The organism is Chryseobacterium lactis, from assembly GCF_003815875.1.
GTDB lineage: Bacteria > Bacteroidota > Bacteroidia > Flavobacteriales > Weeksellaceae > Chryseobacterium > Chryseobacterium lactis.
The window spans coordinates 4,881,537-4,904,698 of record NZ_CP033924.1; the positions used below are offsets into that span (position 1 = coordinate 4,881,537).

At 34.4% G+C, this 23,162-nt stretch carries 20 protein-coding genes; 7 read left to right on the forward strand and 13 right to left on the reverse strand.

Features of this window, described 5'->3' with window-relative positions:
• Positions 1-39: 39 nt before the first annotated feature.
• From EG342_RS21805 to EG342_RS21840, 8 genes are all read right to left on the reverse strand, one after another.
• Entirely contained in the window at positions 40-1,098 is a 1,059-nt protein-coding gene (locus EG342_RS21805) for a serine hydrolase domain-containing protein (RefSeq protein ID WP_103289915.1), read from the reverse strand.
• A 140-nt stretch (positions 1,099-1,238) separates the two neighbouring features.
• Positions 1,239-2,393, reverse strand: a complete 1,155-nt coding sequence (locus EG342_RS21810; RefSeq protein ID WP_103289919.1) for a helix-turn-helix domain-containing protein — start codon at positions 2,391-2,393, stop codon at positions 1,239-1,241.
• A gap of 365 nt (positions 2,394-2,758) precedes the next feature.
• Positions 2,759-3,871 (reverse strand): autotransporter outer membrane beta-barrel domain-containing protein, encoded by a 1,113-nt coding sequence (locus tag EG342_RS21815; RefSeq protein ID WP_103289923.1) that lies wholly within the window; start codon positions 3,869-3,871, stop codon positions 2,759-2,761.
• Positions 3,872-4,039: 168 nt separating this feature from the next.
• A complete protein-coding gene (locus EG342_RS21820; RefSeq protein ID WP_103289927.1) occupies positions 4,040-4,654 on the reverse strand; it encodes a response regulator transcription factor in 615 nt (204 codons plus the stop codon).
• Positions 4,655-4,673: 19 nt separating this feature from the next.
• A complete protein-coding gene (locus EG342_RS21825) occupies positions 4,674-5,087 on the reverse strand; it encodes a hypothetical protein (RefSeq protein WP_103289929.1) in 414 nt (137 codons plus the stop codon).
• Positions 5,088-5,260: 173 nt separating this feature from the next.
• Positions 5,261-5,719, reverse strand: coding sequence for a MaoC family dehydratase (locus EG342_RS21830; RefSeq protein WP_103289932.1), 459 nt, complete (start codon positions 5,717-5,719; stop codon positions 5,261-5,263).
• 360 nt (positions 5,720-6,079) lie between these two features.
• Entirely contained in the window at positions 6,080-6,274 is a 195-nt protein-coding gene (locus EG342_RS21835; protein ID WP_103289934.1) for a cold-shock protein, read from the reverse strand.
• Positions 6,275-6,441: 167 nt separating this feature from the next.
• Positions 6,442-7,137, reverse strand: a complete 696-nt coding sequence (locus EG342_RS21840) for a DEAD/DEAH box helicase (protein ID WP_317126832.1) — start codon at positions 7,135-7,137, stop codon at positions 6,442-6,444.
• A 610-nt stretch (positions 7,138-7,747) separates the two neighbouring features.
• On the opposite strand from EG342_RS21840, the gene EG342_RS21845 reads away from it, so the two are divergent.
• Positions 7,748-8,335 (forward strand): YciE/YciF ferroxidase family protein, encoded by a 588-nt coding sequence (locus tag EG342_RS21845; protein ID WP_103289937.1) that lies wholly within the window; start codon positions 7,748-7,750, stop codon positions 8,333-8,335.
• A gap of 142 nt (positions 8,336-8,477) precedes the next feature.
• Here EG342_RS21845 and EG342_RS21850 read toward each other — a convergent pair whose 3' ends face one another.
• Together EG342_RS21850 and EG342_RS21855 are read right to left on the reverse strand one after the other, a co-directional pair.
• On the reverse strand, positions 8,478-9,074 hold the full coding sequence (locus EG342_RS21850) for a Crp/Fnr family transcriptional regulator (RefSeq protein WP_103289940.1): 597 nt from the start codon (positions 9,072-9,074) through the stop codon (positions 8,478-8,480).
• Between the two features lie 312 nt (positions 9,075-9,386).
• Positions 9,387-9,782: a nuclear transport factor 2 family protein gene (locus tag EG342_RS21855; RefSeq protein WP_103289942.1), complete on the reverse strand. Its 396-nt coding sequence runs from the start codon at positions 9,780-9,782 to the stop codon at positions 9,387-9,389.
• Between the two features lie 507 nt (positions 9,783-10,289).
• Here EG342_RS21855 and EG342_RS21860 point away from each other — a divergent pair.
• Genes EG342_RS21860 through EG342_RS21870 form a run of 3 tightly spaced genes read left to right on the forward strand, consistent with a single transcriptional unit; the run spans position 10,290 to position 12,820 of the window.
• A complete protein-coding gene (locus EG342_RS21860; RefSeq protein ID WP_103289944.1) occupies positions 10,290-10,904 on the forward strand; it encodes a TetR/AcrR family transcriptional regulator in 615 nt (204 codons plus the stop codon).
• A 60-nt stretch (positions 10,905-10,964) separates the two neighbouring features.
• On the forward strand, positions 10,965-12,251 hold the full coding sequence (locus EG342_RS21865; RefSeq protein WP_103289947.1) for an MFS transporter: 1,287 nt from the start codon (positions 10,965-10,967) through the stop codon (positions 12,249-12,251).
• Between the two features lie 14 nt (positions 12,252-12,265).
• A complete protein-coding gene (locus tag EG342_RS21870) occupies positions 12,266-12,820 on the forward strand; it encodes a cysteine hydrolase family protein (RefSeq protein ID WP_103289950.1) in 555 nt (184 codons plus the stop codon).
• Between the two features lie 90 nt (positions 12,821-12,910).
• Here EG342_RS21870 and EG342_RS21875 read toward each other — a convergent pair whose 3' ends face one another.
• The 3 genes from EG342_RS21875 to EG342_RS21885 form a co-directional block, all read right to left on the reverse strand.
• Positions 12,911-14,419, reverse strand: coding sequence for an amidohydrolase family protein (locus tag EG342_RS21875; protein ID WP_103289952.1), 1,509 nt, complete (start codon positions 14,417-14,419; stop codon positions 12,911-12,913).
• A 258-nt stretch (positions 14,420-14,677) separates the two neighbouring features.
• Entirely contained in the window at positions 14,678-15,598 is a 921-nt protein-coding gene (locus tag EG342_RS21880) for a helix-turn-helix domain-containing protein (RefSeq protein WP_103289955.1), read from the reverse strand.
• A 179-nt stretch (positions 15,599-15,777) separates the two neighbouring features.
• Positions 15,778-16,695 (reverse strand): SDR family oxidoreductase, encoded by a 918-nt coding sequence (locus EG342_RS21885; protein ID WP_103289958.1) that lies wholly within the window; start codon positions 16,693-16,695, stop codon positions 15,778-15,780.
• Between the two features lie 425 nt (positions 16,696-17,120).
• Here EG342_RS21885 and EG342_RS25275 point away from each other — a divergent pair, with 425 nt between their 5' ends.
• The 3 genes from EG342_RS25275 (at position 17,121) to EG342_RS21895 (ending at position 21,905) form a co-directional block, all read left to right on the forward strand.
• Positions 17,121-17,282: a hypothetical protein gene (locus EG342_RS25275; RefSeq protein WP_164465218.1), complete on the forward strand. Its 162-nt coding sequence runs from the start codon at positions 17,121-17,123 to the stop codon at positions 17,280-17,282.
• 200 nt (positions 17,283-17,482) lie between these two features.
• Entirely contained in the window at positions 17,483-20,437 is a 2,955-nt protein-coding gene (locus EG342_RS21890; protein ID WP_103289961.1) for a SusC/RagA family TonB-linked outer membrane protein, read from the forward strand.
• 7 nt (positions 20,438-20,444) lie between these two features.
• Positions 20,445-21,905, forward strand: a complete 1,461-nt coding sequence (locus tag EG342_RS21895; RefSeq protein ID WP_103289964.1) for a RagB/SusD family nutrient uptake outer membrane protein — start codon at positions 20,445-20,447, stop codon at positions 21,903-21,905.
• The last annotated feature ends 1,257 nt before the right edge of the window (positions 21,906-23,162 follow it).

A 23,162-nucleotide genomic window follows, 5' to 3' on the forward strand; every position in this document is an offset into this window, starting at 1 on the left:
TTAAATAATAGCCTCAATTTGAAATCGATGCAACTCTATTTATTTCAATACGTTATCATAAATTTGATTCAACAGATCTTGTCTCAATTTTGAATTTCTCTGATCCAGCAATATGATAATACCCCACTTCTTAGCTCGGTTGTAGCAGATGATTGAAGATTGTCCCATAGAATCGCCTGACTTTAAATAAATGGTATTTTGGTCATCCGTGCTGATGTTCAACCCTAATCCCATTTCTCTTTTTTCATCTTTATAATAGATTTTTTCGGCAATGATAGAGGCTTTCCCTATGGTAGATTCGTTCTTTAAAACTTCTTTTAAATAGGTAACCATATCAGAAGCATTAGATTTTACTAATCCAGCAGGTGCAGTCACATTCCATGTAAAAAATTCCTGGATACCGCCATTTGGATTGTGAGCCGTCGTTCTGTTTTTTACATTAAAATCTTTAGTGAATGTGTGGGTCATGTGTAATGGCTTTATTATTTTAGCTCTGATGATCTCATCATAAGATTTACCATACACTTTTTCTAATATTTGTCCCAGTAAAGTATATCCAATCGTAGAATAACGATATTTACCATAGTCTTTCAGCTCAGTACAATTATTGATGATGGTGGCCAATGTTTTTTCTGTAACACTGCTTACAGGCTGTTGTGGATTCTGTTCTATTAATTTTCCAAAATCTATATCGGGTAAGCCTGATTGGTGAGAAGCCAGGTCGGAAATTTTAATTTTATTTTTAAGATTACTGTTCAGCACATAGCCTTTGGGAAGATAATTGTCTATATAATCATCTAGTTTAATTTTGCGATCAACAACCGCCTGTGCAATTAAATTTGATGTCAGAATTTTAGTAATGGATGCAATTTCAAAAATGGAATTTTTATCAATTTCAGCCGTACTTTCTGCATTCAAACGACCATGGGCAATATAGTGTTCTTCATTATTTTTAATAAAACCTACACTTATACCGATCTCAGGATTTTTTTGATAACTGACATTGATTATTGAATCAATTTTTTTGGTGATATCCTGTCCAAAAGATAAGTTACTTATTAATAAAAGTGCTGCTGCGAATTTTAGTGAAGTTTTCATTGTATCGATTTTTTTATGTTTAAAAATTATTTCGATACAAATATCCAACAGAACCCAATCTTATGCGACCGAGTAAAAGTAGTCGACCACATTTGTTGCAAAAAATGCGTACGACTCCTTAAGAAAAGGCGTACGAGTAATTACAAACTACTGATTTGTAAATTATTACGATAATAAGTTGGGGTATTTCCAGTGTGCTTTTTAAAAGCCGTATTAAAGGAAGATTTAGAATTAAAACCTACTTCATATAAGATTTCAAGAATAGTGACTTTGCTTTTTGTGGTATCTTTTAAAATTTCCATAGCACTTTCTATACGATAGGTATTCACGAAGTCATAAAAATGTTGTCCTAGCTGATGATTAATTAAAACAGATAATTCCCGGGTAGGAATCTGAATATTTTCAGAAATATCCTGAATAGTTACTGAAGGATTAAGAAATGGTTTTTTTTCAATCATATAACTCCTTAATTTCAGCAGCTCCTCATTGTAGTTATCTTCATTAGCTACTGATTGCTCCTTATTTTTTTCTTCCAAAATAATCTCGGCAACAAGTTGTAATTTTGAATCTACATTTCTAAATAATTCAGGGTTGTTTAATGCCTTGAATAAATACCAACAAAATATAAACGGCTGAATTACTAAGATGCCAAATTTGATCCATTCAGAAATGTATGGATAATCGGAAAATTTGAAAATATTCTTTAAAAGTGCGATTGAATATAAAACAGTAAGCACGACCGTAAACTGAAACAACCAATTATAGGAATTAAGATGGGTGCCCGCATTATTTTCAAGATATAATTTTTTTGTCTTTCTCAACAGTATAAAAACAGCAATAAAATAAACCACAAACTGAATATGGAACAGAATATGAATGAACTGTAATTCTATCATATGCTGACGGTTGATAATAAAATTAATTTTAGAAGAAAGATCTACTGTATAAAAACGGGGCAACAAAACAATATTTACTATCAAAAAGGGAAGCAGATGGAAGAAGTATTTAGGTTTAAGCTTAAAATCAGAATAACAAACCGATACTACGTAGAGATAAAAGACAGGAATTTGCAAAAATGCCAATGTAGTTCTCAGCATTCCCAGATTTGAGGGACCATCAACTACTAAATTAAATAAAGGCTCGCTAAGATCTACTGCAGCTAATATGAGAAAAACAGCAAAAAGAATATTACTTGTTTTGTATTTTGTTTTGACGGTAAGAAGAAAAAAGGCAAGAATTAATGAAATAAATATAGAGATTAGAGTTACAATAAGTAATACATTAATTTTATCCATTCTTTACTCTTCTTTATTTATGGTTATCTAATTTTAAAGCTTTTATTGGATTATCAACAGCCTTTTATGAACCAAAATCCAATGGATACAAATATAAAAATTAGATTAACATTTTCTGAGTTTTTTTCTATCATAGAAATGTAGACAGCGACTTAATTTTAAATGAGAATGAAAAGAAATATAAAATTCAGACTAAAAATTTCTAATATCTTATTGATTTACAAACAAATGACATCTTCTTGTTTTTTAGCATTAACATGAAAAGCTGCCAGATATAAACCTTTGCAGCCGTTCAATTCATTATATGTTTCCAGAATCGTTGACGTATAGAACAAAATATTTTTACCTGATGAAATATCAGAATATTAATTTTGGAATTTTACAAAGTCCAAATAAAAGGTAGGATTCCCTCCGTTAAAAGTAGCCGGCACAACTCCATTTGTTTTACCCGCCAATACAGTGTAGGTTCCCGGGGCGGCAAAATATAATACCCGGTTTTGATCCCTTGGGAACATAAAGGCAGCCGTATTTGATCCGCAATAACTTCTCCATACATCGCCTACTCCATTGATATAAAAGAAATAATCATTACAATCAGAATTAATAGCGACACCACATCTGAAAAAATACCATCCTTTAGCCGGGATTGTCACCTGTATCCCTGTATTCAGGCCACCGCCACCTGTTGCCCCTGTGTAAGGATTAACCAATGTCCCGGTATAAGGGGTCCAGTTATTTGCAAAAGCCGTGGTAACGGTTGATGACCACGTTGCTAATCCGTTAGTATCACTCGTCAATACGTATCCCAGCTGTTCAGTACCGTCTTTAATCTGAAGTGCTCCGTTTGTATTGCCGTTATCTATTACAACTTTCGCATTGGATGCTCCTGTAGGTACGGTGTTGGTTCCCACTAAAAACTTTCCGGTACCATTCACACTTAGATTATTTCCCGCCGTGGCAATATTTGTAGGCTGTAAAAGAGTTCCACCTAATTTTATGTCTGTACCTGATACGTTAAGACCATTGGATGCAGTTATATTGTTGTTACCTTTATCATCCCATGTAGAATTGGCTCCGGTAAGTCCTGTATTGATTAATTCCACACTCTGGTTGGCAGGCACTGAAATACTTGTATTTCCATTAATTGTTTCCGGTACCGCCGCATTTACTGTGATTGTAAAGTTTGTATTATTTTTAATTCTGTAAATACGTCCCTTAAAGTTCCCTGCTCCATTAATTGAAGAAGGAAGATTAAATGTTCCGTTCGCAGTACCATTATAGGATACATGAAAATCTGATGAGGTCAAATTATAAGAAGGAGTATTCACTGCATTATAATTGGCAGCTAATGACCCGTTAATATCCATGGTGGAACCCGGATTAGCTGTATTGACTCCAATATTTCTTGCTTGGGCAAAAGCAATAACCGGACTTAGCGCCATGATTGCAAAAAATAATTTTGTAGAAATTTTAAACATTGATCATTATTTTAAAAACATTATTAGACTCTGCTTTTTAACATAATGTAAAAATATTAGAATTAATACTACAGGAAATATCACAAGGTGTAGAAAAAAACTACGGTATTTGTAGAAAATTTTCTACATGAAATAACACATTTATTTTGATTTACTCCAGATATATACTTATGAGGTGTAAGCTTCATAAAGCTTAATAAGATCTGCAAGATTTGTTGTTTTTAATTTGTTATGAATCCTTTTTTTATAAGTACTGATCGTAGACATCTGTATATCCATGGCATTGGAGATTTCTAGATTCCCATTTCCCTTAACCATTAGCACAAAAATTTCAAACTCCCGTTCCGACAGCTTTTTTATAGAGTCAAGTAAAGAAGGTTGAAGAAGTTTATTGACAACACCTGCCGGATAATAATGTCCTTCTGCAAACATTTTTTTTACCGCTTCAGAAATCTCGTGTACTTTACTCAACTTATTAATATAGCCATCTGCCCCTTCTTTGATATACTGCACGGCAATTTCTTCTTCATAAGACGAAAAAACCAATATTTTGATCAGGGGAGCAATAGCTTTAATTTCTGAGATCATCTTTTTGTTTTTACTTCCAGGCATATTAATGTCCAGAATAATAAGATCATATTTTTGTTGACCTATTTTATCGAGAACTTCCGGATAATTCTCGGCGGTATCTATCATCAAATCGGGAATCCGGGACTCTAAGATTAAAACAGTACCCGTTAATACAATATCATGATCATCTGCAATGAGAATCTTTTTAATCATCTTTTTTATTTTTTAATAGTCATCTGAAAGAAGTTCCTTTTATTTCATGCCATTCTATGATAATTTTGCGTTCTATCATCTGCAATAGCTGCATTGAGCATAGTTTTTCCGTAATCTCCAGTAGTGAAAACACTGTCTTTTTCATGATTTCCATAAAAATAAGTAAACCGCTGCTTGCCAAGTGGAAAATTCTTGTATCTAAAAAATGTAAGCCATCAAGCCTTACAATAGCGTTTTCCTTTGTGAACCCAATAAAGCAGAACCTATCCTCTGTAATATCTTTAATACTATCTTGTGGAAGGTCATTATCCGTGTTGTAAATCTGAGTGTTATAGCGCTGCGAGTAAAGCGAAAAAAAAGCAAATAAAAAACTAAATATATAAATTTTTTGGTGCAAAACAACTCCTTTATCAATACTGTAAAGATAATTCATTTACACACACAATTTATCACTTACTATTTTTAAATGTAAATGCAAGTACCTATTATTATAAACGGTTGCTGTCTGCTCAGGAATAATTTTTAAATTTCTGATATCAGTTAAAATTCTATCATTAATTTTAAATTCCTTTAATGGATAAAATTTTAGGGGGAAACGATAGTGCATCAATAGAAATGGTAAAGGAAAACAACATCACCTGTATAGGCAGGTTTTAGTTGATCTTTAATCAGCAATTTTGCTTCAACAACTGCCTTTACAGTTCCTTTAAGATCAGTTACTGATTTTACAGTCGCCTTAAGTTGTACATCACTGTTGACAGGGACGGGTTGTCCGAATTTGAGATTTTCTATTCCGTAATTAATTTCCATTTTCACATTTCTCACATCTGCAATCTGCTTCCAGAGATAAGGAATCATAGACAATGTTAAATACCCATGAGCAATGGTTGATTTAAATGGCCCTTCATTTTCAGCTTTATCTTTGTCTACGTGAATCCATTGATAATCTAATGTTGCTTCTGCAAATCGGTCAATCTGATTCTGGTCGATTCTGTGCCAATCAGAAACTCCGAGTACCTGGCCTTCAAGAGATTTATACTCATTAAAACTGTTGATAATAATCATATGATGGTATTACTCCTTACAGGAATTTTATATTTGGGAATAAAATATGGATGTTTCACAATCGGCATTTAGAAGAGAAAGCCTTAAAAGCAGGCTTTACCATTTATAATCTTCAAATGTCAGTTTGTGCAGTGATGTCAATTAATTTCCAATCTTTCAAAATCCTTAAAAACCTCTCACATTAAGCGAGAGGTTAATGAACATAATGGAAAATAAAAAATAATCTAACTTACATCAATGTTCTTCAAACAATATATCCAGATACTAAAAGTGTATGGATTTTCATTTGTAAAAAAATATAAAAATATGATACTGATATTGCAATGATATTGTATAACACCTATGCAATCAAAATTTGAATTATGCCAACTTTACGTTAACTGCGTTCAAACCTTTATCACTTTTTTGTACATCGAAAACTACTTTATCATTTTCACGGATCACTCTTGTCGTTAATCCTGAAGAATGTACAAATATGTCTTTACTCCCGTCCGCAGGAGAAATAAAACCGAAGCCTTTTGCTTCATTGAAAAATTTTACGGTGCCTTCTTGCATTGTAATTATTATTAAAAATTGTATTTATTTTATCTGTACACTTTACAGATTTTATTTCTTAAATAATCTGAAAGGATTAAAAATCCTATCAGGTTCTGATATTTTTTAGATCCGGCCTCCAAAATGAGATAGCCGTTGCTTCTGCTCCTGTTCTTCCAATCCGACTACTATAAATTTCCGGAATATTGGGACGTTGATGTTGCCGACTGCTTCAATGTTTGCGTTGCTGGCAACACAGGATGAACGGTAACTTCCACAGGATTCTTCATAATCGTTTCTGCAAATTTTCTGATGCTTACCGGCATTGTAGCAGAAAAAAACAGCGTTTGTCTTTTCTGGGGAAGCAGTTTTAAAATTTTTCTTACATCATTTACAAATCCCATATCCAACATTTTGTCTGCTTCATCCAAAACAAATATTTCAATTTTGGACAAGTCAATATATCTTTGATCTACCAATTCCAAAAGTCTTTCCGGAGTTGCTACCAAAATATCCACTCTTTTTCTCAGGGCAGCAAGCTGGCTTCCAGCTGAAACACCTCCAAAAATAGAAAGTTGGGATAATGGTAAATATTTGCTGTAAAGACCAAAATTTTCCTCGATTTGTATAGCCAATTCCCGGGTTGGGGTAAGAATTAAAGTTCGTATTTCCTTATGTTCAGGGGTATATTTTTTGAGTAACTGTAAAATAGGCATTACAAAGGCAGCCGTTTTTCCGGTTCCCGTTTGTGCACATCCTACAACATCCTTACCTGCCAAAATATACGGAATCGCAGAATCCTGTATTTCGGTAGGTTTAGAATATCCGGCTTCTGTAACAGCTCGGATAATCGGATTAATTAAATTTAAATTTTTGAAACTCATTATAAAATTCCCCGGCCTTCCGGTAATTTGTAAGCAAATCTGTTTATCAGAATTTGAATTGGTGCATGATAAGGATAAACAAAGAATATTCTTTCTATTCATCTTATTACTTGCTTTAGCTGTAACAACAACATCAAAATATTATTGATTAACCTGCAATAACGTATCGCTCCTATTGGTAAGATAGGACTTTATAACCTTTACTTTTCACAATTGAAATTAAGACTATAAATTGGTAGCTGAAAAAGCAAACTGAAAGAAAAAATTGTGATTTTAAACTATTACAGAGTAGCAAAGGCAGTGACCTGTTTTATAAATGCTCTGCAAACCTACAATAAAATAAATTAATAAATTTTCATTTAATTAATTGATTATCAAAAATATATTCGTAGCTTCCGCGGGCTTCCTCTTTATCACAGACAAGAATTAAAAACCTCCTCCATTCTTCTCTTCTCCTTACTAATATTGCTTCAATGGGATTCTAATTCAGCTAGTTTAAAGCCTGATTCGAATTTCCATCCTCTACTTTTAGTACCACAAATCATTGACAGGTAAAGTAAATGGTCTTAGAATTGCAGCTATTAAAAACAATCACACTAAATATAATATTATGGCAACCAAAACCGTCACAAAAAAAACAACACCAAAAAAATCAACAGCAGCCAAATCAACTCCGGCTAAAAAAACAACAAAAACACCGGCAAAGAAGAATGCCGCCAAAGAATTGAAGGATCTGTTTGAAGATGGTCTGAAAGACATCTATTGGGCAGAAAAAGCATTGGTGAAAGCATTACCAAAAATGCATAAGAATGCTACAGACAAAAAGCTAAAACAAGCCATTGAAAATCACCTGATGGAAACACAGGTTCATGTAAAAAGGCTTGAAGAATGTTTCAAATCCCTTAAAAAAAGAGCACAGGCAAAAAAATGTGATGCCATGCAGGGACTTCTTGATGAAGGAAAAAACATCATGGAAGAAACAAAACCAGGATCTGTACGAGATGCAGGAATCATAGCAGCAGCACAAAAAGTTGAACATTATGAAATTGCAACGTATGGTACCCTTGCTGCCTATGCAAAAGTCCTTAAAGAAAATGTTTGCCTTAAAAACTTTCTGGCAACTCTTAACGAAGAAAAGAAATGTGACAAGCTACTTACAAAAGTTGCTGATACAGGACTCAATACGAAAGCACTATAACAGGTATCAGAGAAAATGGATAACACAAAATTCATTATCTTCAAAATACCATATAAATAATATCCTCCATAGTCTTACGGAGGATATTATTTATATGAATGTACTGTCACAATCAGGCAGCTATAAATTTTGCTTTACAATGCTAATAGTAAATCTTTCTATTTGTAATTCTGACGACGTTCTGTTTTTCCATCTTTTTTATAGACCGGATAACGGTTTCTACACAAAGCCCAGTTAAATTGGCAATTTGCTGACGGGTAAAAGGAACATGATACGTAAACTGACCTTTATCACCGCTGAACCCTTTGAAATAATTAAGCAAACAACTGATCTTTGTCAAAGGATCTGCCGATGAATTATTAAACAACATAATGTATTTGTAATAAAGGCGATCAGAAAGACACCGGAAGAAATTCAATGTAATATCCTGGTCTTTACGGATAAGATCCAAAAAAACGCTTTTGGGCAGCTTTAAAATTTGAGACCGTGTTTTAACCACGGCATTCATTGGATAGTTATTATCACTAAATAGCAATGATTCCCCGATACTCTGACCCGCAGAAAGAATATTGAAAGTAAATTCTTTACCATCTTCATGATAATTATTCAATTCTACAGTTCCGCTTATAATCTGAAAATAGTAATGGGGAGAATCTCCTTCCTTAAACAAGATCGTTTTAGGTTCGTAATCTTCGCAAATTGCGCCATTTTCTAGTAGCAAATCTTCATCGATGATCATATGATATGTTTAATGGTTAACAATGAAATATCTGTCGTAAAAATAAAAAATCGGAAATTCTCAAAATGCAAATTTCAGACCAAAAGCGCCTGTTTTAAAGGGTTTACATACCACATCACAGTTCATTACAAATCCTTTATAGATAATAAAATCCCCAAGATTGTTTTTCTTGGGGATTTTACCAGTCACTTTATGATCTGTTGTGTTGTTAAAATTCTGATTTAACTTAAAATATTTGTGATAACAAATTGATACTAAATTCGGGAAAGATATTAGTTGTACTCATCGTACATTGAATAAAAAAATCGGGTTTTATTTGTTTTCTATATCGCTGAGGTGGGCTACAAAATACCATTCACCATTTTCCTTCACACAATGATATATCGCCTTTTGGATATTATCTAATCTTTCACCTGCATAATGTTCCAGTTCAGTCTGAATAATTCCTAAATTATTTCCATACATCGTAACATCCTGTTTGGTGATCACTGTTTGGTCAACGCCTGTAGAAGCATCAAACATTGTACGATATAAGCTGACAAGTTCATCATATCCTTTGATTAAATGTTTAGCTACTCCTGGAGCGCCGTCATTGACAACAAAAATTGTAGGAACCTTCCAAAAGTTTTCAAGTTTTTCAAGGTGACCACTTTCACAAGCATCACAATAAGCACGGTAACGTGCTTTGATTTCATTTTCTGAATTCATAATTTTAAATTTAATGATTAATAATGGATCACATATATACGTGTCTAAAGTATATACGTGGTCTCTAATTTCTTTTTTACTATTTCTGATACCAATATATCAACATTAACCATGCATTTGAAAAAAATGATCTCATTTTAAAAACTATTTCACAAGTCTATGATTATTTACAAAACATAGCATGTTTAAGAAATTTACAACAATCTTCGTATCATTAAAATTTGAATTACAATACCATAGAAACAGAAAATTTTTTGCAAGAAAACAAAAATATATACAGAAGAAATAAATGATGATCCACCCGATAGAGATCAGTATTAAAACCTACAGATAGATAGTAATAAATAATATTTTTAATGCCTATTTTTCACTTGAGAAGCTAAAACTGAGCTTATTTCCCCCTGATTATGACAATCAACTTCTGATAAAGGTTGTAGTCATACATTTTGACAAAATTTGTTTTTTTGTCAAAAATAGTTTAATTTTGTATCCGAAAAATCAGGACTTATGTTTTCAACCATACACAACGAACAGGATCAGCTTTCGAAACAGATACTTAACGCTGCTTCTGAGCTATATCTGAAGTATGGTTTCAAAAAAGTAACGATGGATGATATTTCCAAAACCATCGGTAAAAGCAGAACTTCTATTTATTACTATTATAAGAACCGCGAGGAAGTATTCCAGGCCGTTTTAAGTTCTCTGGTACAGGAAGTTGCTGCCGAAATAGGTAATGCTATGGATGAGCAGAAAACCATTGAAGAAAAAATCAGAGCTTTCTGCCTGACCAAGATTACCACTTCCGAAAGCAAAAAACCTTTCTTTACGGCTGTTGAAGCAGGCATGAATGCAGAAGAAAAATCAAGGCACTCCCGGGTTATGGAAGTTGTTCATCAGCATTTAATGGATGGAGAAAAAATCATTCTTACCAAAGCACTTTCTGAAAGTAGCAGCAAAAAAGAAATCCGCCTTTTAACACAGGAAGAGCAGGATACTGTTATTTTCATTTTGCAAAGCAGTATCAGAGGGATTAAACGTGAAATGATTTTAAAAAATAGTTTTGATGATTTAAATACCACCGTTGATGTGTTGACGTCTATGACCATCAAATGGCTGGAATAAATTTTTTTACCTCAATTTTGACATTTTTACAATATATGTCAAAAAGTTTTATCTTAAAATATGAAGAAATTAAGCAACATCAGTACATTCAGAGCTTTTCAAAGTAATAATTATACTTTATATTTTTTTGGACGTTCCGTATCACAGCTGGGAACATGGATGCAGCGCACGGCCGTTGTATGGGTAGTTTACAGTATGACACATTCTGCCTTTATGCTGGGACTGGCTATTTTTGCAGAACAGTTTCCTTCCTTTTTATTTTCTGCATTTGGTGGTGTGGCAGCAGATCGGCACAACCGCTATAAGATTATTAATATTACTCAGATCGCTTCGTTAATTCAGTCTGTTTTACTTGCCGTACTGATCATTAGTGGTCATCAGAATGTATGGTTAATACTGGGGCTGAGTGTAATCCTTGGGATCATCAATGCTTATGATGTTCCTGCCAGACAATCTTTAATCAATGAAGTGGTACATGATCCTGCGGACTTGCAAAGCGCTCTTTCATTGACGGCTTCTATGGCAAGTCTTGCTAAATTGCTGGGACCTGCTCTATCAGGAATTATCCTACAACAATTTGGAGCCGGGGTTTGTTTTCTATTAAATGCTGCAAGTTTTGCCGCGGTGATGATTTCTATTTCTATGATGAAAATTGCGAAAGTCTCTCAACTTCCAAGTACCGCAAGACAAAGTATATTAAAGGAACTGACGGAAGGATTCAGGTATATTAAAAATGAATCTTCCATTGGATGGGTTATTGTAATGTTGAGTATCACAGGGTTGCTTGTACTTCCATATGATACCCTTACGCCCGTGTATGCCAAAGAAATTTTTAAAGGTGATGCTAAAACATTTGGCTACATCTCCAGCTTTATTGGTGCAGGTGCTGTCCTGGGCACCATCATTCTTGCTTCTTTAAAAGAAAATGTATCCATGCGGAAGATATTGATTGGAAGTACAGTCATTCTGAGTATTGGGCTTATTTGTTTTGCCTATACAAGCAATTTTATACTGGCTATGTTTTTTGCCGCGGTCACAGGTTTTGGAGGAGTTGCACAGTTTACAACCTGTAATATTATTGTTCAGTCTGAAGCAGCACCGGAAATGCGTTCCAGAGTGATCAGTATTCTTCTGACAGCAATATTCGGGATGCTTCCGCTGGGAAGTTTGCTTATCGGAATTGTTTCAGAAAAAATTGGGGCTCCCAATACCCTTTTATTTGAAGGTATTGCCGGATTAGTTATTGCATTCGCATTCAGAAATATTTTAATCAAAAAGAAGAACAACACTCCTCCGGATCCACAACTACTAGAGGAATCGGAAGAAATATTTATCAATAAAACATAATCAAAAATAACAAAATGGAAAAAGCAAAAGAGGCATTATTGGTCATGGACATGCAATCCTCGATTTTAGGCTTATTATCAGATACCAAAAAATTAATTGCTGATACTGCGCAGGCAATCAAAATGGCAAGGGACAAAAAAATTCCTGTCATTTATGTTGTGGTAGGTTTCAGACAAGGTATGCCGGAAATAAGTAAAAACAACAAATCATTTTCAGTTATAAAACAAAACATGGCCCATGTTGATATGAAGGAATGGATGGCTATTCATCCCGATCTTTCTCCACAGGAACAGGACATTATTGTTGTCAAAAAACGTTTTAGTGCTTTTACAGGTAGTGATCTGGAAGTACTACTCAGAGGCCTGGAAGTTGAACATCTGATATTGACGGGAATCTCTACCAGCGGAGTTGTTCTTTCCACCCTAAGAGAAGCTGCAGATAAAGATTATAAATTAAGCATCATCAGAGATTGTTGTGCAGATGGAGACGAAGAGGTTCATCGTGTCTTGATGGACAAAGTATTTCCAAGACAAGCTGAAATAATTTCCCTGAATCAATGGACTTCATAAAAAAATATGATAAGTCTTTTACAAAAAAACAGGAGACTATCTCCTGTTTTTAAGTTTGGTTTCAAAATCTAACTGTTGAGTTATATCTTGTTATTTTAAATCCATATTTGTCTTTTGAATGAAACTGTCCCATTCTTTGTTCAAATATGCAAGAGATTGTTTTTTTTCATTATCATTCAAAGAAGAATAATTAATTGAATTGAAAACGAGTTTTTTCAGGGCTTTTACATCCAGTTCCCAAAACACAAATGCAGTCCAGAAATCATAGCTAAGACCATCATATCCATATACTGACGGATCATCACTATTGATAGAACATTGCACCCCATTACTCAATAAAACTCTTGCAGGATGGTTTCTTAAGTCACTCACATACCCTAAAATCTGGTTACTGATGGGACTTACTTCTACCAATCTGTTCTGTTTCTTAATGAGTTCCATTGTTTTTGGGAAATAAATCAAATTAAAACCGTGACCAATCCTCTGATTATTCAATAATGAAACATCCAGAATATTTTTATTAAAAACCGAGGCACTTTCACCGGCATGAAGGAAAAGAGGCATTTGTACTCCATATTTCACTGAAAGTTCATTCAATTTTGACCAGTTTTTCTGAAAAGAATTGATGCTATGCCCAGCTGCTTCATCTGCTACAAGGTCAAAACCGGAAATCATATCCGGGAATTCTTTTTTAAGTCCAAAAGCGATTTCAAGCTGTTTTCCAATACTTTCCGAGTCCAAAAACTTAAAGCTTGAATAGATTAATTTCAAACTGAATTGTGGATCTGATTTTCGTATTTCTTTAACGATATCCTGCAGATCAGTAATTGAAGTTTTTAAAGGATATTTTCCATGCTGAAAATCGTAGAGTTCATCAAAAACATACCTGATTTCAACATGTTGTATTTTGTCCTTCAACAATTCACGGAACCCTTCTTTATAATATTCTTTGAAAAAAGGACGATACGGCAACAGCAGATTAATTCTTGTAAAACGCTTTTCAAATTCAATCCAGTAATCGTTATAGCTGCAAAGATTATCACGCTTCAGAGTGAGAAGCCCAAGCAGTTCATTTTCAAAATCAGGATTTGCAACCAATTTCTTATCAAGACTGACAAATCCCTGAGGAGCTTTTCCATTCTCAAAAAAAGCAAGCTGCCCATAAATAAAGTCTTTGGTATCTTTCTGATCGAAAACGTAGCATTCTTTATATTTTCTTGCCGTTGAAATAACCCATTTCATACTGGCCAATCCTCCGCTATGGGTGTGCAGCAAGCCTCCTTTAGGCATGGTCTGAAAAATTTTAAAAAGGCTGCTGCTTTCAATCAATGGTTTTATTTGATTAAAAGAACTGTTGTATATAGGAATTTTCTGTTTCTCTGTTTCACTAAGGAACTGCTTTCTTACCTCAAACAATTTTTTATCCAATGCCAGTTCCGGATTGGTTAATTGTATATCGGCATCAAAGGCCAGTGCTGCATTTTCTTCCTCCAATGTTACCCAGCTTTGTTGATAGGTGGATTTTCCATCTGTTTTATTTTGACACAAAAACAAAGGAGATCCAAAAAGTAAAATATAGGTAAAGTATTTCTTCATCATGATATTGAGGTGTTTCTGCTTATCGACTATTCAAAACCTTTAAAACAGTCTATATGAACTAAAACTGTACTAAGTAAAGGTATTTCAAAAGTATAATTTATTTTTCTTGTAAAAGAATTTTAAACAGAAAACAATACCAAAAACTACCGAAATATTTGAAATTCATATCATAAACTTTTTAATACCGGATATAGAAATAGATATTATAAATCCTCAAAAGTTGTAGATTTCTATTTTAAAAAACTCAATAATAAAAACCTAATTAAAAGAATTTCTGAATTCCAAAGGTGAAAGATGGGTTTTATTTTTAAACAACCTGGTAAAAGACTGGGGATGCTCAAAACCCAATTCATAAGCAATCTCACTTATTGACAAATTTGTTGCAGAAAGCTTTTCTTTGGCCTTTTCAATCAATTTATCATGAATAAACTGCTGGGTACTTTGCCCGGTAAGTGTGGTAAGTAACCGGCTCAGATAATTGGAAGACATGTGAAGTTTATCGGCAATCTGCTGTACTGTCGGCAGTCCTTTTAACATCAGATCATTATTTCCGATATAGCCATCCAGCAATTCCTCTAAGCGATCCAGAACCTCATGGCTGGTTATTTTTCTTGTGATAAATTGGCGCTCATAAAATCTTTCTGAATAGTTAAGTAGCGTTTCAATATGAGAAACAATAATATTCTGACTGAATTTATCAATATTAGCATGATATTCCCGCTCAATATTTTCTATAATTCCATTGATGACTTGTTCTTCTTTTTTTGAAAGAAACAAAGCTTCATTGACAGAATAATCAAAAAAATCATACTTTTTTATCGTCTTCGCAAGAGATGTATTCCATAAAAAATCAGGATGAATCAGCAGCATCCAACCGGATTTCTGTTGTTGGGGATTTTCATCTGTTTCAATTCTGAACACCTGATTGGGAGAAATAAAGAACATCGTTCCTTCATCAAAATCGTAATCCTGCTGACCATATTTCAACTGCCCGTTAATTCCTATTTTGAGAGAAATCATATAAAAATTCAGCATCCAGTTGACCTCGCCAATATCGGAAGGACGTTTGACATCATGATAATCAATTACACTGATCAACGGATGATCAGGAGGTTGTACGCCTCTTGACCGATGAAATTCAGTGATGGTTTTTATTGTTTTTGTAGCCCGTTGTCCCATAAGATAAAATTACGAATTGTTTTTGCAATGGCTTCCTTGTTGTGATTTGCTATTTTGATTTTTTAAAACCTACGTGTACTTGTCTTCCGAAAACTTTTACCTTAAAATTACTTAAGTGTTCAAAAAGCTTTTGTGACTTTGTGGTTTAAATAGATATAAAGTTTACAGTATCCCAAATCTTATTTTCCCACCTCATCATTTTTATATGCAGCAGCAAATTCTTCAGCAAAATCAGCTAGCTTCACTTTCCCTAAGACAGGTTGATGCTGATAATAGTCTTCATACAAAACACCAGTTCCCTGAGCAGCCTGAGTTTCCACAAAACCTTTGGCGACCTGTTCATTAAATCCGATCTTCAGCCAGCTTTTCAGCAGTTCATCATCTGAAATAACGTTCCATTGAAGACCCGGTTTTCCTATTGAATTCCCCAATGTCTTTGCTATTTCGTTCGGTGAAACCTCATCACTGGCAACATAACGAACTACTCTTCCTTCAAATGGTTTTTCAATTTCTTCAACTACAACTTCTGCAATATCCAGTGGCGAAACCCATGGTTCTTTTTGATCTCCTCCATAATTAGAAATAATAGCTCCGGTATTTTTTATCGTATTGATAAAAGAAAACATATTAAAATAAATACCGACTGGGCGAATAAACTTAATATCGACCTCATCCGGTAATTGCTTCAGGATATTTTCAACATGATGGTGAAAAATGATAATACCGGTTCCCTGATCGGTATGTGCTCCAATGCTGCTAAGGTGTATCATCTTTTTTACACCTGACTTCTCGACTGCTGCCTTATAATGATGCCCAATCTCACTGATAGCTCCTATAAAATCTACATCTTTATCAAATAGATCTCCAGCGGCCTCTATAGTTTCCATTAAATAAACGATATCCGCACCTTTAAATGTTTTAGCCAGAAAATCCGGATCAAACATGCTTCCAATGGCTGCTTTTGCACCCAACATTTCGATAGCAGATATTCTTTCTTCATTACTGCTGATAACTGTTACTGAGTGTCCTTTTTCAACCAGTTGTTGTGTAAGTGGCTTTCCGATGTTCCCGACGGAACCTGTTAAAACAATATTCATTTTATAATTTTTTGTTGATGTAAAATTCTGAATATCATATCAGCTACACTTAGCCGGATCTATCTTCTTTTTAACCAAAACAAACCAAATCATGACAAAGTAAACAGAGTTCAGGAGTGCCCAAATGAAACCATCTTTAGAAGAGATATCGTTATAAAATAGTTAAAAAGTCTACAAAAACAATAGACTTATATAATTAAGTTTAATTCACACTCTGATAAGTAAATTTTTAATACTTTTTAACAAATTCAAAAATCAACACAATATATTGATTTACAAATGAATACATATTGAAAAACACTACAATATTTATTAACCTACTAAATTAGTGGACTAATATGATTTATCTCATATCTCTGTTTATACCGGATTCATGAATTATTAAATAATTTTGACCCAGTTAAAAAAACATAAACTTTATTCTCATGAATAAGAACTACTTTGATTCTTACCAATTTACAATCATAGCTATTACAGCTGTACAACCTGGCAGTTGTACACAGAATGGCTTTTCACAACACCATATTCTTTCTACAGACAAGTGTTTTGAATCTATGACGTATATGTGTACCATGATGATGCTATAAACTTTCGAAGAAATACACATTACTGTAGGAATTAAAGCCCGGTTAGTTCAAAGCTGATGTAATCAGGGCATATCTCCCATACCATTTAATATTTCCTTCTATACCCTCCCTGCAAAAGGAGGCAGGAATTTATTATTTCTTATCCGGAGAAATCAACAGTAATACACCCGTTCAATTTTAAACTTAAATATGATACTAGAATGAGAAAAAAACAATGCAAACTTGGTGTATTGGCCCTGCTGTTCATTGCAGAATATGGTTTTGCCCAAACTAAAGACAGCCTCACCCGGGAGAATACCATTCAGGAAGTGGTCGTAGTAGCTTTCGGGAAGCAAAAGAAAGAGGAAATTACAGGATCGGTACAGTCGTTAAAGGCTAAAGATTTATCAAACCTTCAAAATGGAAATATTCTCCAGGGAATCGGAGGTAAAGTAGCAGGGGTACAGGTGGTATCTTCCGGTCAGCCCGGCTCCCAACCTACCATAAGAATGAGAGGAATAGGCTCCATCAATGCGTCAAGTGATCCATTAATTGTACTGGACGGAATCCCTTACAGCGGAAATTTAAACAGCATAGCAGCCTCAGATATTGAAAGTATTTCCTTTCTTGAAGACGCTTCATCCAATGCTCTATATGGTTCCAGAGGAGCTAATGGAGTGATTATTGTAAATACCAAAAGAGGTAAGAATAAAGGATTGAGTATAGATGTTGATGTAAAAACCGGCGTTAATTTCAGGTCTATCCAGGATTATCCGGTATATACTTCGCCACAGGATTATTATACTGCTTTTTACAACAGGGCAAGAATCGGAGAAGTGGCCAGATTAAAGCAACCAGGTGCAGTTCCTTCCGGATCTACTCCACACGATGTTGGTCTTGCCGCACTGACCAAACTTGGCTATAATGCCTATAATGTACCTTTTGCCCAGCTGATCAGACAGGATGGCTCCTTTAATCCTGAAGCCCAATTATTATATCAGGACAACTGGAAAAAGCTGCTTTTCAAACCTGCATTGAGAAGAGAAGCTACCGTAGGAATAAATGCCAATGGTGATCAGGTAAAGTCTTATACTTCATTGAATTATCTGGACGACAAGGGTTATCTTATCTCATCAGGATTTGAAAGATTTGGAATACGATCCAATGTAGACTACTCTATTACATCCAGATTAAAGTTAACCAGTGCCCTATCCTACACTTACAGCAAGCAGGATTTTGGAGAAACCGGAGGCTTTTCCAATCCTTTCCAGTTTGCCAGAAATATCTCGCCTTTTTATCCCGTATTCCTGAGAGACAACAACTATCAAAGATTATATGACAGCTACGGAAATGCCCTTTATGATTATGGGGACGGAAGCGGGCCGAACGGCGCAGCACGATCTTATGCTGTTTTTGAGAATCCGGTAGGTAATCTTCAAAAAGACAAATCTCAGACTACAAGCAACGTGAGTAACATCAACCTGGGATTAAATTATGAAATCATTAAAGGTCTTGACTTCACTTATAATTTCGGAGCCTACCTTGAAAATGTAAGAAATCTCCAGTTTGGAAATACTGAAGGTGGTACTTCGTCATCAGTTGGAGGTACCATAACCCGTGCATCCCAATTCAGATATACATTGAACCATCAGCAATTACTGACCTATCAGAAGAAACTGGGCAAACACAATTTCAATATTCTTATCGGACATGAATTAAATAAAATAAAGAATGAGAACATGTCAGGTACCAAACAACAGCTTGTATTGCCCAATTCATCGTCTTTTGATAATGCTGTAAAAATAACAGACCTTTCAGGGAACGGGTACGAATATGCTGTGGAAGGTTACTTCTCAAGATTGCTTTATAATTATGACGGCAAATATTTCTTTAATGCCAATATACGAAGAGACGGCTCTTCTGTATTTTCTCCGGAAAGCAGATGGGGTAATTTTTATGGATTAGGAGCAGCCTGGAATGTGGCTAAGGAAGATTTTCTTAAAGGTAATAATGTTATAGATGCCCTGAAATTAAAAGCTTCTTACGGACAGCAGGGTAACGACAATATCCTACTGGACAGCTCTACAAGAGATTACTATGCCTATCAGGATATTTATGGAATTAATAATTTCGGAGATGGAAACCCTGTACTGTCACTTAAAAAGCAAGGGAACAAAGACTTAAAGTGGGAAACATCCAAAAACCTGAATGCCGGTTTTGAGATTTCTCTTCTTAAAAACAAGATAAACCTGAATGCAGATTATTTTGAAAGAAAAGTATCAGACATGATTTATGCTCTTCCGCTTCCTCCTTCCAATTCAGGGTCTTATATAAAGTATGGAAATATCGGGGATATGATCAACAGAGGGGTACAGGCCAACTTAAACGTGGATATTCTTCACACTGATAATCTCCAATGGAATATATACGCCAATGCAACCCATTATAAAAATAAGATCACCCGATTGCCTGCAGAACAAAGAAATACAGGGCTTGTTTCAGGTTTGTTTATTCTGAGCGAGGGTGGAGACCGATACACGTATTATCTTAAAGAATTTGCAGGTGTAAATCCTGAAAATGGTGATGCTTTATGGTACCGTACTGCCATCAATCCAACGACTCAAAAGGAAGAAAAAACGATCACAAACAATTATAAAGAAGCCACAGATTATAACACCGGAAAATCTGCCATTCCTAAAGTATATGGAGGATTCGGAACAGACATCACTTATAAAAGAGTAAATCTGTCGGTGAACTTTGCCTATCAGTTTGGGGGGTATGGCTATGATGATATTTACAGAAGTTTATTCCACTCAGATACCTATGGCTCCAATTATTCTACTGATCTGGATAAAACATGGACACCGGAAAATCCAAACGCCGCTCTGCCACGGGTAGATCTGACTTCTACGAATCAGAATGGAAATTCAACATTGTACCTGATCAAATCAGATTATATCAGTCTTCAGGATGTTACTTTATCTTACCAACTATCTGATGACTTTGCACGACACGCAGGTTTGTCAGGCTTGAAAGTCTATCTGACAGGAAACAACTTATACCTATGGTCAAAGAGAAAAGGATATGATCCAAGAGCTTCATTAACCGGAGTTTCCGATTCATATAAATATTCTCTGCTATCGAGCGTTTCTTTAGGCTTTAAACTTACTTTTTAAAAAATTTATGAAAACAATAAAATACTTTATAGCAACCTTAGCCATTGGCCTTACCACAAGCTGTGCCAATGATCTGAACACGTTACCGGACGGAGATATTTCCGGTGAGCAATTGACTACCGACAAATCAAGCCCGGAAAAAATATTGGGAGGAATCTACCTTGATCTCCGAAGCAACGGAGCCGGCGGCACCACTTCTCATTCTGATTTTGGGATTATGGCCGTAAAAGCAGGTGCAGACCTGATGTCTAATGACGTGATACAATCTACGAACCAGCACCTGGGGATGTTTTACAATTATGAAGCAACAAACGCCAGTAATTTGGCCTCAGAAATTGTATGGACTACTTTTTATGCCAGAATATTTGTCATCAACAAACTGCTTGATGAATTAAAGAACGACAACAGCACTAAAAACAGAGCAATCAAAGGGCAGCTGCTTGCGTTAAGAGCTTATTCGTATTTCCATCTTGTACGGTTTTATGCAAACGATTATAAAGGACATGAATCAAATCCAGGATTACCTCTTGTATTGACGAGCAACAATCCTAACCAGGGACTTCCAAGATCAACGGTAGCAGAGGTTTATGGACAGATCACGAAAGACATTGAAGAGTCCATTCAACTTCTGGACAGCTATGCCCGCCCAACCAGAGCACAAATTGATCAGAGAACAGCTAAAGCCATTGCCGCTGAGGTATATTTACAAACCGGAAATTATATAAAAGCAGGTCAGTACGCTTCCGAAAGCAAACAAGGTATTGCCCTGATGACTGAAAACGAATACACAACAACCGGATTTTCAAATATCAATAATCCAGAAGTAATATGGGGCTTCCATAATACCATCTCTACAATGAGTATCGGAAACTATTACGCCTCTTTCTTTTCGATGTTTGACAATACCAATGAAGGATATGCCGGTGCAGCACAAATCAGAAAATTAATAGACAAACGACTTTACGAAGCAATTCCGCAAACCGATTATCGTAAAAAAGTATTCAATGGCAGCCAAAATGCCCAGTACACCTTTAATGGCAAAACAAAAAATTATCCGGCCTATGTAAGCTGGAAATTTAAGGACCCTACCTTTTTTGAAGGTGATTATATCTACATCAGAGCATCTTCCCTTTATTATATTGAAGCTGAAGCCCTTGCCAGACAAGGAAGGGAAACTGAGGCCAGACAGGTTTTATTTGAAATTACTTCAAAAAGAGATAGTTCTTACAGCCTATCTTCAAAGACAGGTAATGAGCTGATCAATGAAATTATCCTTCAGAAAAGAATAGAACTATGGGGTGAAGGCTATGCATGGTTTGATATGAAAAGACTAAATGTCCCGTTGGAAAGAGTTTACACCGGAACGAATCATACTTTTGGAAGATTTAACCTGACTCCTGATAAATTCAAGTTTCAGATCCCGAATAAAGAAATTAATAATAACCCACAAATCAAACAGAATGACTAGATAACACTCGCTGAAAAGCCTTTACAATTTTAATATATTCTATGTAGGACACCATTTAAAAGAAAATGGTGTCTTTTTGTATACCGTTAAAAGAAATATGTATCAGTGATTTTATTCTATACGCAAAGATTAATAAAAAGACATGTTATTTTTAAGTAAGCTATGACTTCCTCGCTCATGAAGCACTACGAATATCCGCACGCTTAGAAAGAATCAATGAAGTTGATTCCATCTTTGCTCTCTAAAAATATAGAGCAAAATAATCAAAAAACTTTGCGTTAAGAAAAACTTTTCCTGCATCCACATGTAGAACATATTTACTCAAACTTTACAAACACCGGATCAAGATTCAGGGTCATCTTTTTGAATTGACGTATCACCTCCTGCCCGATATTTCCGTACACTGTGTATAGGAGGCTATTACTTTACACATCATTTTCATGCCGTCATGTTTTACATTAATTTTCTTTTCGGATATTAATCTCCTATATCCTGAATACTTAATCATCATTTGCTTGGAATAATTACCCTATTTCGATACCTCCTGTCCTAATTTATTAAATTCCCTGTTTCAATTCAATACAAATTTCAATAACATTCATGTAATAATTAAAAATATTTCATCCTTTCCGATTTGGCTCAAAAAAAATTAATTATCATCTGTAATTTGAAATTATCTCTACTATTAAAAAAAAATCTATCGAGTCAATACGAGTTATTTTTTTAACATTTTTAAAACATATTCAACTATCTATCAAAAGAATATAAAAACATAGATCATCCTTAAAGTGTGAAATACTTTATTTAACTCACTTTTCCTGAAAATAAAGCATCTCTTTTTGTCAAATTTACAATGTTAATTTTTCCCAATTTTTAACCCTGAATTCTATATTATAATTTGGTAATATTAAGAAAAACAAATCTCTTAATATTGATATATTATGTTTTTTATTATTACCTTTGCTTAATATCATGTTAATTATAATCAATTATTTTTATAATTATCAAGATTGTACTGGCTTGTTTTATACAGATAAATAGATAATATTTATACTTTAATGATATTTGAACAATTGATATCTGATTATTAAAAAATCATTATCAAATTTCACTTATGACTATACTTAAAGCTTAATATCATTAATTTTATCATATAACAACAAACAAATACAGCTTATATATAAAGCATTTGTATTTTATTGTGAAAATTATATTATCATTACAATACCGATTTGCTATGAAAAACTTGACTCATGT